Origin of the sequence: Bradyrhizobium sp. 23 (assembly GCF_023073295.1) — a bacterium.
Taxonomy (GTDB): Bacteria; Pseudomonadota; Alphaproteobacteria; order Rhizobiales; family Xanthobacteraceae; genus Bradyrhizobium; species Bradyrhizobium canariense_D.
Map to the genome: position 1 here is coordinate 76614 of NZ_JADPJF010000022.1, position 11303 is coordinate 87916.

At 65.5% G+C, this 11303-nt stretch carries 10 protein-coding genes and 1 pseudogene; 6 read left to right on the forward strand and 5 right to left on the reverse strand.

Features of this window, described 5'->3' with window-relative positions; all coding sequences use genetic code 11:
- Nucleotides 1–57 precede the first annotated feature (57 nt).
- Entirely contained in the window at nt 58–1866 is a 1809-nt protein-coding gene (locus tag IVB32_RS03470; RefSeq protein ID WP_247409829.1) for a caspase family protein, read from the reverse strand.
- A gap of 164 nt (nt 1867–2030) precedes the next feature.
- Between IVB32_RS03470 and IVB32_RS03475 the strand changes: the two genes are divergently transcribed.
- Nucleotides 2031–2474, forward strand: coding sequence for an RbsD/FucU domain-containing protein (locus tag IVB32_RS03475; RefSeq protein ID WP_247409831.1), 444 nt, complete (start codon nt 2031–2033; stop codon nt 2472–2474).
- 30 nt (nt 2475–2504) lie between these two features.
- Here the strand turns inward: IVB32_RS03475 and IVB32_RS03480 are convergent, their stop codons facing one another.
- Entirely contained in the window at nt 2505–2822 is a 318-nt protein-coding gene (locus tag IVB32_RS03480; RefSeq protein WP_018457526.1) for an antibiotic biosynthesis monooxygenase, read from the reverse strand.
- A gap of 123 nt (nt 2823–2945) precedes the next feature.
- On the opposite strand from IVB32_RS03480, the gene IVB32_RS03485 reads away from it, so the two are divergent.
- Nucleotides 2946–3305 (forward strand): hypothetical protein, encoded by a 360-nt coding sequence (locus IVB32_RS03485; RefSeq protein ID WP_039800124.1) that lies wholly within the window; start codon nt 2946–2948, stop codon nt 3303–3305.
- Between the two features lie 218 nt (nt 3306–3523).
- Here IVB32_RS03485 and IVB32_RS03490 read toward each other — a convergent pair whose 3' ends face one another.
- Nucleotides 3524–4921, reverse strand: a complete 1398-nt coding sequence (locus IVB32_RS03490; RefSeq protein ID WP_026233391.1) for a hypothetical protein — start codon at nt 4919–4921, stop codon at nt 3524–3526.
- A 75-nt stretch (nt 4922–4996) separates the two neighbouring features.
- Here IVB32_RS03490 and IVB32_RS03495 point away from each other — a divergent pair, with 75 nt between their 5' ends.
- Nucleotides 4997–6193 (forward strand): major facilitator superfamily domain-containing protein 6, encoded by a 1197-nt coding sequence (locus tag IVB32_RS03495; RefSeq protein WP_247409832.1) that lies wholly within the window; start codon nt 4997–4999, stop codon nt 6191–6193.
- Here the strand turns inward: IVB32_RS03495 and dgcA are convergent.
- Entirely contained in the window at nt 6163–7158 is a 996-nt protein-coding gene (gene dgcA / locus IVB32_RS03500; RefSeq protein ID WP_247409859.1) for an N-acetyl-D-Glu racemase DgcA, read from the reverse strand. The two genes, IVB32_RS03495 and dgcA, sit on opposite strands and share 31 nt — an antisense overlap.
- A gap of 143 nt (nt 7159–7301) precedes the next feature.
- Here dgcA and IVB32_RS03505 point away from each other — a divergent pair, with 143 nt between their 5' ends.
- Genes IVB32_RS03505 through IVB32_RS03515 form a run of 3 tightly spaced genes read left to right on the forward strand, consistent with a single transcriptional unit; the run spans nt 7302 to nt 10100 of the window.
- On the forward strand, nt 7302–8435 hold the full coding sequence (locus IVB32_RS03505) for an ABC transporter permease (protein ID WP_018457531.1): 1134 nt from the start codon (nt 7302–7304) through the stop codon (nt 8433–8435).
- 2 nt (nt 8436–8437) lie between these two features.
- Entirely contained in the window at nt 8438–9208 is a 771-nt protein-coding gene (locus IVB32_RS03510) for an ABC transporter ATP-binding protein (RefSeq protein WP_094183540.1), read from the forward strand.
- A 16-nt stretch (nt 9209–9224) separates the two neighbouring features.
- On the forward strand, nt 9225–10100 hold the full coding sequence (locus IVB32_RS03515; RefSeq protein WP_085394487.1) for an MlaD family protein: 876 nt from the start codon (nt 9225–9227) through the stop codon (nt 10098–10100).
- Between the two features lie 199 nt (nt 10101–10299).
- Here IVB32_RS03515 and IVB32_RS03520 read toward each other — a convergent pair.
- Nucleotides 10300–11303, reverse strand: a pseudogene (locus tag IVB32_RS03520) (negative regulator of septation ring formation); the annotation flags it as partial.

Genomic DNA, 11303 nt, shown 5'->3' on the forward strand with positions numbered 1-11303 from the left:
CATGAAGAAGGGCAGAGCGTCTCCGCTCTGCCCTTTGTCGTGTGTGGCCGACCGCGATCAGTGCATGAAGCCGCGGTGGTTGTTGCCGCCATTGCCACCCTGGCTCAGGTTCATCGACTGCCGGAAGTTGTTGCTGCCACTGTTGACGTTCCGGTTGGTCTCATTGAACTGCGGGTGGTTGTTGTTCTGCACCTGCACCTTGTTCACGGGGTTGTTGCTGATCTTCGCCCCGTTGTTGATGCGGATCGGGTTGTTCTGCGTCTGAACATTGACGGGCTTCGTATCGATGGTCGTGCCGCCCTTGCCGACATTGACCGGCATGCTCACGATCTTGCCGGGAGTGCCGTTGCTTGTGCCGTTGGCCGTGCCGGCATTGCTGCCGCCGTTCGGCGTCTTGTTGGTCGCAGGCAGCGTCACGATCTTGCCGATGCCGCCATTGTTGTTGGTGGTGTTGGTCGGCGCAGGCAGGGTCACGATCTTGCCCGGGGTCTGCGACGGCGTGCCGTTCTGCTGGTTGTTGCCCGCGGGCAGGTTGACGATCTGGCCGCCATTGCCGAGCTTGCCGATGCCGTTATTGTCGCCCGACTTCTGCACGATCGGCAAATTGCCGTTCACTTGCGCGCCGCCATTACCCTGCTGCTGCGGCATGTATTTGGGCTGGCCGAGATCGCCGATCTTGAAGGTCGGGGCGATATTCTGCGGCGCCAGGAACTTGGTCGCCTGCATCAAGGGGATCTGCTTCGGCTGCATCTGGAGCTTCAGTGCGACCTGCGCATAGGGCGTGTTGCCGTAGTTGTCGTAGAAGTTCTTGTAGGCGACCGGCGAGTTCGCGAGCACCGTCTTGTGCCAGGCCTGCGTGAGCAGCAGGTTGTTGAGCAGCCAGCGGACGTGATCGCACAGCGGGTCGTGGGGATACATCGTGATGAATTCCTGATAGTACTCCGGCCGAGCCTCGGACACGACGTAGTCATAGGCTTGGCGGGTCGAGCGGCTCGGCAGATTGGCGGCCATCTGCACCACAGGCGCATTCACCGGTGCGCGGCTGGCGGCAACGGCGGTGTCGCCGAAGAAGGTGAAGTCAGACGTCAGCGACGAGCTCTCCCACGGGATCTGCGCGCCGCTGGTGGTCTGGTTCACTTTGAGGCGCACGCGCTTGAACAGCTGCTCGATCGGCACATTGGGCTCGCGGGCGACGTTCAGGAAGGCCTGCGTGTAGGGGCTGTGGCCGCCGGTGCCGTCCTGCGCTTCGGCGCCCGGCGCGGTCGAGTAGCCGACGATCGAGCCGTTCGGGGCATCGACGATGGCCAGGCCGCGGCCGGCATCGTTCACGTTCGGGAACGGGTTATTGCGGCAGGCATCGAGGATGACGATGCGCATACGGCTCGGGATCGTCTCCAGCGTCGACATCACGTCGACCAGGCGGACGGAGTTGTTGACGAGTTCGGTCTGGCTCGAGACCTTGGCGTCGACAGGAACGAGGTAGTTCTCGCCGGCGAGCTGCACGCCGTGACCGGCATAGTAGACCATCGCCACCGTGTTCGGACCGCGCGCTGACACTTTGGCGGAGAAGTCCTGGACGGCGCGGAGCATGTCGTTCTGGGTGAGGTCGGTCGCGGCGACCACTTCGAACCCGGCGGAGTTCAGGAACTTCGCCATGGACTCCGCGTCATTGTCGGGGTTGGCGAGCTGCGGCGCGTTCTGATAGTTCGAATTGCCGATCACCAGCGCGACACGCTGTTCCGGGCCTTGCAGCGCGGTGGGGGCCGGCTCGACCGGGGCGACTTGCGCGGAAACTGGGCCGCAGGCAAAGCCGAACAGGCTCCCCAGCAGGCTAGCCGTCATCAGGAAAGGTTTTAGGCGGAACATGGCGTGCTCCTTTGGCACTGATCTCGATACGAGATTGGTTGCCGGCAAACTTGGCCGCGTTCGAGTTTGATGTCCGTGATCCCCATCACCATGGTAGGCTGCGTGATCTGAATCACGCTTGGAACCTGCCGAGGTGGGCGCCCAATGGGAGGACAGTCCGTCACATGCTGAAATCGATCGATCCGATCCTCACGCCCGACCTGCTTTGGCTACTGGCTTCCATGGGCCATGGCGACGATCTTGCTTTCGTCGATGCCAATCACCCCTCGGCGCGCATCGCGCAGAGCACGCATTCGCAGCGCCTGATCCAGTTGCCGGGCATGAGCATGGAGACCGCGATTCGCGCCATCATGTCGGTCTATCCGCTCGACGATTTCGATCCCGATCCGGTCCGCGTGATGATGCCGGTCGACGATCCCGACCGCGTCTCCGACGTGCAGCGCGCGGTGCTCGCGGAGATCGAGCGTGCCGCCGGCCGGCCCGTCACGCCCGGAAAACTCTCGCGGCCGGATTTTTATCGCGCGGCGGCGGCGAGCTTTGGCGTCGTACAGGTCGGCGACAGCAGCAGTTACGGATGCTTCCTGATCAGGAAGGGTGTGATCAGCTAGCAGCGCACGATCGAACGATGCGGGACGGCGTCACGCGTGCTCGAATGGTCCGACCTCGCGGATCACCTTGCAGATCTGCAGGAAGCCGCTGGCGTAGAATTCGGCATGTCCTCGCTTCATCGTCTCGACATGTTCGGGATGGGTGCGCCAGGCTTCGAGCGCTTCCTCAGAGGCAAAACGGAACACGGTGAGCTCCTCGCCGTCGTCGGCCTTGAACGACTTGACCGATACAAAGCCGGGAAGACGGCTGACGATGTCGTACATGCGCGCGCCGAGTCGGTCGTGTTCGTCGACAGAGGCGCCGTTACGCAATTGTAGATCGCCAATGACAATCACTTCACCAATCATATTTCTACACCTTAATCGATAGGATTCCTGCCGCTCGATCTGCTATTCGGTTCCGTGAGGGCTTTGTTACTTGGCACTCGAAATTGAATGGTCATTCCGCAGGCGGCCGTCTATCGTCCATCCATGTCACGCTTTTTATGTCTATCTGTCGCTATCGTCCTATCGCTGCTGCCGGCTGTCGCGCCGGCTGCTTCAATCCAAAAGCGTCCCAAGCAAGCCTGGCATGGCTACGGCTTCCTGCCGGGCTATCGCCAGCCGCTGAGCAACAGCATTCCCCTCTACAAGCAGAAGGAAGCGATGCGGCGGATGTCGCCTAGCGACCGGCGCCATTGGTACATCGATCCGGTTCCGCAATATTACGGCTGGGATGGTGAGTGGCGCTATTTCGGCCGGCCCGGCTTCGGCGGCGGCCGCTACAATGGCGGCAGTTTTGGGCCGTGCTGGACGCGGACGCCGATCGGTGCGGTGTGGAATTGCGGGTGATCGGCTGAGCATCCGTCATTGCGAGCGGAGCGCGCTGCGCTCGCAATGACGTTGAGAGAGTGTTTCCTCATTCCGCTCTCGTGCCGCGGACGCAGCGTGGCGTCTCTTCGACGGTGCGCTGCAGAGCCGGGGCCATGTGGCGACGGAAGCTGTGGCTCGTGGGTCCCGGATCTGTGCTTCGCTTGTCCGGGACACGAGACGGAGCAGGCCGCATCCCCTTACGAGAAGAACGCGATCTTCTCGGCCTGCGTCATGCGGCGGATGGGCGCCATGGGATCGTTGGCGGCGGCGCGGGGCTTTTGCAGGATGCCGCTGGCGAGGATGGTGGCGCCAAGCGAAGCTTCCGGAACCGGCGACGTCATCGGGAGCGTCGTGGCCTGCGCCGCGCCGAATGTCGCGGATGCTGCCATGACGGGCGCTGGCTGCTCCATCACTTCGGCGGCGGCTTCTGCAATGGCGTTGGTGAGGCGCGCCAGCGATTCCATCGCGATCGGCGCTTCCTCTACGGGCTCCTCCACCATCGCTGCAGCGGCGACTGGCTCTGGTGCGAACGGCTCGGGTGCGATCGGCTCCGGTATCTCGGCTGCGATGGGCGCTGCGGCCTCCGCAACCACCGGCTCCGGAACCGTCGCTTCCATCTCGACCGGTTCGATGATCTCGTCGAATTCCGGGTCTGGCGCGGCCATCTCCAGCGCGATGGCCTCGAGGATGGCTTCGTCCTCGGCTTCGGCGGCGGCATCGAGCGAAAATTCGTCCGTCACCTCCGCGAAGGCCTCAGTGGCTGGCTCTTCAAAAGCGGTGTCTTCAGGCGCGATCCGGCTCTCGGCGACGGTCTCCGGCTCGAGCGCGACGTCCGTCGCCTGCTCTGCAACGGAGAAGGCCTCGGCGACGATTCCGGCCGCTTCCATGGCGGCTTCGGGCTCGATCGCCTCTGCGATGCCCTGCGGCGCCTCCGTAAGAGCCACGGGTGCTTCGCTGGCCATCGCCGCAGGCGCGGCCTCCGGCAGCGGAGCTTCCGCAACGGGCGAGGGTGCCTCCTGCACCGGAGCCGGCGAGGGGCGCGCGGCCTGCGGCATTGCGTCAGCGTCGGTCTGGTCGATCCGGTCCTTGAGCAGATCGAATGCGGCCTTGAGGTCGGCGCGAGGGTCGATGGTGGCAACCTGCGCGCAGGCCGCCTCGATCGACGCGAGCTGCGAATCAATCAGGTCGCAGATTCGCCCGTCGGCGCCGATCTCGCGCCAGCGCCAGGAGATCTCCTTGATGATGCGCAGGCCGCGCGGAATCGGCGCGAGGCTCGCCTCGATCGCCGCGGGATCGAACGCCGCGATCGCAATCGTCTCGGCTTCGCGGATCGCGTGCCGGATCGCGACCAGCGCCTCGGGGAGGCGGTCCTCGACGACGGGTTGGCGCTGTGCCGCAAGGGCTTCTTCGATTTTCGCGACCGCGTCGAGCACCATGCGGGTATCGGCATTGCGGTTGCGCTTGGCGTATTCGCCGAGGAACCAGCGGCCGCGCGCGGTCTCCATGAAGGCTTCGCGGATCGCGTCGTAATCCTGCTCGTTCGGCTCGGCCGCACGGGCAGACATAGGCGAGAGGGCGAATGCTTCGTTGGCCATGTCAATCTCGTCGCGCAAATCACCGCGCGTTACAGTAACGATCATCACGATATCGACCGAATCGCAATTGGTTTAATGGCAGGCGAATCACAAATCCCCATCGCAGCAGCTCAGAAGCGGCGATTCGCCGTGAGCCTCGCGCTGTTCTACTCGGCCGTGTTCGCGGTGTCGGGAACGCATCTGCCGTTCTTTCCGCTCTGGCTGAAGGCGATCGGCATCGACGCGGCCTGGATCGGCCTCATCAACGCGCTGCCGGCGATCACACGCTTCACCACGCTGCCGCAGATCACCGCCTTTGCCGAAAAGCGACATGCGATTCGCGCCGGCATGATGGTGTCGGTGCTGGCGACGGCGATCGGGTTCACGGCGGTCGGCTTGCAGCAGCAGCCGCTGGCGCTGTTCCTGATCTATGCGCTGACCTGCATGATGTGGACGCCGACCATGCCGCTGACCGACGCCTATGCGCTGCGTGGCGTCGCCCGCTACGGGCTCGATTACGGGCCGGTGCGGCTGTGGGGCTCGGCAGCGTTCGCCGCCGGCTCGCTCGCCTGCGGCTATCTCGTAGACCATATCGCGGCGCGCGATCTGATTTGGATCATCGTCGCCTGGGCCGTGGTTGGGGTCGCCGCCGGCATGCTGCTGCAGCCGCTCGACGATGTCAGGCGAAGGACGACGGCGGTGCCCGCCAGCAAGGCGCTGCTGCGCGATGCCGGCTTCTGGGCCATCATCGTTTCGGCCGCGCTGATTCAGGGCAGTCATGTCGCGTATTATACGTTCTCGGCCATCAACTGGCAGGCCCACGGCCTCGGCGGGCTGACGATCGCGGGGCTCTGGACGTTAGGGGTGATCGCCGAAATCGTCGTGTTCGCGCTGTCGCCGCGCTTCTCGCTGCACCCGTCCTCGCTCATGGCGATCGGGGGCGCGAGCGCGGTCGTGCGCTGGGTCGTCACCGCATACGACCCGCCGCTCGCGCTGCTCGCGGTCGTGCAGCTCGGCCACGGCCTCACCTTCGGGATGACCATTCTCGGCACGATGAGTCTGCTGGTGCAGCGCGTGCCGTCGCATCAGATCGCGCGCGGGCAGGGCTATTACGCCGCGTGCAACGGGCTGCTGGGTGCGACCACCTCGATCGCGTCGGGCGCGATCTACGCCCGCATCGGCGACGGCCTGTATTACGTCATGGCCGCGATGGCCGGTGTGGGTGCGCTTGTGATCTGGTCGGCGCGGCACCGGCTGAAAGCTCATCCCCAGAGCGACGCGTCCGGCGGGTAGACCAGGCTGTCATCATAACGCAGGCCATGATCGCGGTCGCGCGTCAGCAGCAGCGGGCCGTCGAGATCGACGAAGCGCGCCTGCGGCGTCACCAGCATCGCAGGCGCCATCGACAGCGAGGTCGCGACCATGCAGCCGATCATGATCTCGAAGCCGAGCGCCTGCGCGGCATCGGCCATCGCCAGCGCCTCGGTGAGGCCGCCAGTCTTGTCGAGCTTGATGTTCACGGCGTCGTAGCGCTCGCGGAGTGACGCCAGCGAAGTGCGGTCGTGCACGCTCTCGTCGGCGCAAACCACCAGCGGCCGCTTGATCCGCGCCAGCGCGTCGTCTTGGCCCGCGGGCAGCGGCTGCTCGACCAAGGTGACGCCGACGGCCTCGCAGGCCGCGAGATTCTGCTCCAGATTGGCTTCGGTCCAGGCCTCGTTGGCATCCACGATCAGCTCGGATTCGGGTGCGGCGTTGCGCACCGCGGCGATCCGCTCCCCGTCGCCGTCGCCGCCGAGCTTGATCTTGAGCAGCGGCCGGTGCGCCGCCTTGGCAGTCGCCGCCGCCATGGCCTCGGGCGTGTCCAGCGAGATGGTGTAGGCCGTGGTGCGTTCGCCCGGCGCCGGGCGGTCGAGCAGGCTCCAGGCCCGCAGGCCCGCCGCCTTGGCTTCCAGATCGATCAGGGCACAATCCAGGGCATTGCGGGCCGCCCCGGGCGGCATGGCGGCTTGCAGGGCCTGGCGGGTGAGGCCGCCGGCCACGGCGTCCTGCATGGCCTGGATGGCGGCAAGGGTCGCCTCTGGCGTCTCGCCATAGCGGGGATAGGGCACGCATTCGCCGCGGCCGGTCAGGCCCTTCCGGCGGACCTCGGCCACGACGGTAACGGCCTCGGTCTTGGCGCCACGGCTGATGGTGAAACTGCCGGCGATGGGAAAGCGCTCGATTCGCGCGCCGAGGGCAGGAACTTTGCTGGAAGTCATTTTGAACTCTGGCGAAATCTGAACCTGCTGGTTACCTCTAGCAACTAAGGTTAACCAGTTGGGGATACCTTCTCCGGGTAAGGGCGCGTGCGCAACCATCTGATTTCAACCGTTTCTCGCGCCCCGGCACGGGAGCGGACATCTTGAACGGCGATCCGAAGCTGGAACGGATTGCAAAGGGCAATGCGCTGGCACTCTGCGCCACTGGAACCTGGACCGCGAGCTTCGCGCCGGTCCTGGAGCGGATGGTGGCTGACGCCGAGAAGCTCGCCGGCGGCCCACAAAGCATCTTTATCGACGTGTCCGAGGTTGCCAAGCTCGACACCTTTGGCGCGTGGCTGATCGAGCGGCTGCGCCGCAGCCTGACGCAGGGCGCCGTCGAGGCGCAGATCGCCGGCCTCTCCGCCAATTATTCGAGCCTCGTGGACGAGGTGCGGCGGGTCAGGGCGACGCCTGTCGTCGACACCAGCACGATCACCATCACCGGCATGCTGGAGCAGATCGGCCAGACCGTGGCTGGGGTTGCCGGCACCGTGGCAGGCCTGATCGACATGCTCGGCGCGGTGCTCGCGGCGGGCGCGCGTACCCTGATTCATCCGCGCTCGTTCCGCCTGACCTCGACCGTGCATCATCTCGAGCAGGTCTGCTGGCGCGCGGTGCCGATCGTGGTGCTGATCACCTTCCTGATCGGCTGCATCATTGCCCAGCAGGGCATCTTCCATTTCCGCAGGTTCGGCGCCGACATCTTCGTCGTCGACATGCTCGGCGTGCTGGTGTTGCGCGAAATCGGCGTGCTGCTGGTCGCGATCATGGTCGCCGGCCGCTCGGGCAGCGCCTATACGGCCGAGCTCGGCTCGATGAAGATGCGCGAGGAGATCGACGCGCTGCGCACCATGGGCTTCGATCCGATCGAGGTGCTGGTGCTGCCGCGCATGCTGGCGCTGGTGCTGGCGCTGCCGATCCTGGCCTTCCTCGGCGCGATGGCCGCACTCTATGGCGGTGGTCTTGTCGCCTGGCTCTACGGCGGCGTCGATCCCGAAGCCTTCCTGCTGCGCCTGCGCGACGCCATCTCGATCGACCATTTCATCGTCGGCATCGTCAAGGCGCCGGTGATGGCTGCGGTGATCGGCATCGTTGCCTGCGTCGAGGGCCTCGCCGTGCAGGGCAGTGCGGAATCGCTCGGCCAGCACACGACCGCGTCGGTGGTGAAGGGCATCTTCTTCGTCATCGTCATGGACGGCGTGTTCGCCATCTTCTTCGCCTCGATCGGGATGTGAGGATGGCAGGCGAGATCCAGAACCCCATCATCCGCGTCCGCGACATCACCGTGCAGTTCGGCGCGACGCGCGTGCTCGACGGCCTCGACCTCGACGTCAAGCGCGGCGAGATTTTGGGCTTCGTTGGCCCTTCCGGCGCGGGCAAGTCCGTGCTGACACGCACGATCATCGGCCTCGTGCCGAAGCTCGCAGGGAGCATCGAGGTGTTCGGAGTCGATCTGGATGCCTCCAATACGTCGCAGCGTCGCAACGTGGAGCGGCGCTGGGGCGTGCTGTTCCAGCAGGGCGCGCTGTTCTCCTCGCTCACGGTGCGGCAGAACATCCAGTTTCCGATGCGCGAATATCTGCGGGTGTCGCAACGGCTGATGGACGAGATCACCATCGCCAAGCTCACCATGGTGGGTCTCAAGCCTGAAGTCGCCGATCGCTTTCCCTCGGAACTGTCGGGCGGCATGATCAAGCGCGTGGCGCTGGCGCGCGCGCTGTCGCTCGACCCGGATCTCGTCTTCCTGGACGAGCCGACCTCGGGCCTGGACCCGATCGGCGCCGGCGACTTCGACGAGCTGGTCAGGACCTTGCAGCGTACTTTGGGGCTGACCGTTTTCATGGTAACCCACGACCTCGATAGCCTTTACACAGCATGTGACCGCATCGCCGTTTTAGGCAACGGTAAGATCATTGCGGCAGGGTCGATCGCCGACATGCAGGCCTCGCAGCATCCCTGGCTGAGGCAATATTTCCATGGCAAGCGCGCTCGCGCGGTGATGGGCTGAGATGCCGGAGTAGCTGATGGAAACGCGGGCAAATTACGTGCTGATCGGGTCGTTCACGCTGGCGGTGATCGCCGCCGCGATCGGCTTCGTGCTGTGGTTTCAGTCGCTGCACACCACCAAGCAGCGTAGCCCCCTGCGCGTCGTGTTCGAGGGCCCGGCCGCGGGCCTGCGCAACGGCGGCAGCGTCAATTTCAACGGTATCCGGGTGGGCGAGGTGGTCTCGGTGAAGCTCGACAACCCGCGGCGGGTTGTCGCACTTGCCATGGTCGAGAACAACGCCCCGATCCGCAAGGACACCCTGGTCGGCCTCGAATTTCAGGGCCTGACCGGCGTCGCCGCGATCTCGCTCAAGGGCGGCGAAGAGGCGGCGCCGTCGCCGCCGCTGGACGAGGACGGCATTCCGACGCTGACGGCCGATCCCAACAAGCTCCAGGACGTCACCGAGGCGATCCGCGGGACGCTCCAGAACATCAACAAGATCGTCGCCGACAATCAGGAGTCGGTGAAGAACTCGCTGAAGAATCTCGAGACCTTCACCAACTCGCTCGCCCGCAACTCGGAGAAGATCGACGGCGTGATGGCCAAGGTCGACGGCGTGATGCTCAAGGCCGATAGCCTCATGCTCGGCCTCAACACGCTCGCCGGCGGCAAGGACGGCGGCGAGCTGTTTCTGGCGGTGAAGTCGATCCGCGAACTGGCCGACGATTTCGACAAGCGCTCCGGCGCATTGATGACCGACGGCCGCCGCACGCTCGGCGACATCAGCCGCGCCGTCAACAATTTCGACCGCAACCCGACCCGCGTCCTGTTCGGCGCCAGCAACAACGCACCGCCAGCCGCGCCGCCAGAGCCGCCGAAGCCAGCCGCGGCGCCCGAGCGCAGGCGGCAGTAGCGACGTTGCACTCGTCTCCCACCTCGTCATTGCGAGCGAAGCGAAGCAATCCAGACCGTCTCCGCACAAGCAGTCTGGATTGCGTCGTCGCAAGAGCTCCTCGCAATGACGAGTTTGTGGAGGCAACAACCTCCCCAAAACAAAACGGAGGCCGTGAGGCCTCCGTTTTCATTCGTCATGCGTCTTGGCGATTGACCGCTTATCCCAGCCGGCCCGCTGCGTGAGCGAGCAGCGTGTACACCAGGCCTGTCTCGGAGGTCAGGTGGTTGCGCAGCTCCTGCGGGCCGCGGCCGTCGCGGGCGACTTCGTCGAGGAGGCGTTCGAACTCGGCGACATAGCGGTCGACCGTGGCCTTGAAGTTGCGGTCGGAGCGATACTTGCGAGCGACCTCGTCAAAGGCCTTCTGGCCGGCGGGCGTGTAGAGGCGCTTGGTGAAGGCCTTGTTCTCGCCGCGCTGGTAGCGGTCCCACATCTCGGAGGCGAGGTTGCGGTCCATCAGCCGGCCGATGTCGAGCGACAAGGATTCCAGCGGATTGCCGCCACCTTGCGGAGCCTGCGGCTGCGGAACCGGTGCAGCCTGGCGGCCGCGCTGGGGCTCACGTCCGGTGGGCGCGCCCTGGTTGGCGTCCGTGCGGCTCAGCAGGTCGGACAACCAGCCGTCACGGCCCTGGTCATTGCCGGCCGGCGCCACCGGGGGAGCTTCGGTGCGGCGCGAGGAGGCGGGCATGCCGAGGTCCGGCGGCGGCAGCGTCGAGGCGCTGGCGCTCTCGCGCATGCGCGTCTCGGTGCTGCGCGCGCCGACGGCCGCCAGCATCGGCTCTTCCTGGCGTTGCACGCTGGCGCGGCCCGTCGTGGAGACGTCGAGGCCGCGGCCGTGCTGGGCCACGATGCGGTTGAGCTCGGCGAGGGCCTCGATCTGGTCGACGATCACCTTGCGCATCTGCGCAGTGCTCTCGGCGGCCTCCTGCGGCATCTCGAGCACGCCGCGGCGCAGCTCGTTGCGGGTGGCTTCGAGCTCGTTGTGCATCTCGAAGGCCATCTGCTTCATGCTGGAGACGAGATTGGTGAACTTCTCGGTCGACTGCTTGAACATCGCGTCCGCCTCGTCGGTGGTCTGGCGGTAGATGTCGTGCATGGCCTCGACGGTCTGCCGGTGCTCCTCTTCGGAGGCCGACCGCACCGCTTCGAACTGGCGGGTGATCG

Coding starts and splice junctions, on each gene's coding strand:
- IVB32_RS03490 (WP_026233391.1), bottom strand. CDS start 4,921: ATGGCCAACGAAGCATTCGCCCTCTCGCCTATGTCTGCCCGTGCGGCC.
- IVB32_RS03470 (WP_247409829.1), bottom strand. CDS start 1,866: ATGTTCCGCCTAAAACCTTTCCTGATGACGGCTAGCCTGCTGGGGAGC.
- IVB32_RS03475 (WP_247409831.1), top strand. CDS start 2,031: ATGCTGAAATCGATCGATCCGATCCTCACGCCCGACCTGCTTTGGCTA.
- IVB32_RS03515 (WP_085394487.1), top strand. CDS start 9,225: ATGGAAACGCGGGCAAATTACGTGCTGATCGGGTCGTTCACGCTGGCG.
- IVB32_RS03495 (WP_247409832.1), top strand. CDS start 4,997: ATGGCAGGCGAATCACAAATCCCCATCGCAGCAGCTCAGAAGCGGCGA.
- IVB32_RS03480 (WP_018457526.1), bottom strand. CDS start 2,822: ATGATTGGTGAAGTGATTGTCATTGGCGATCTACAATTGCGTAACGGC.
- dgcA (WP_247409859.1), bottom strand. CDS start 7,158: ATGACTTCCAGCAAAGTTCCTGCCCTCGGCGCGCGAATCGAGCGCTTT.
- IVB32_RS03510 (WP_094183540.1), top strand. CDS start 8,438: ATGGCAGGCGAGATCCAGAACCCCATCATCCGCGTCCGCGACATCACC.
- IVB32_RS03485 (WP_039800124.1), top strand. CDS start 2,946: ATGTCACGCTTTTTATGTCTATCTGTCGCTATCGTCCTATCGCTGCTG.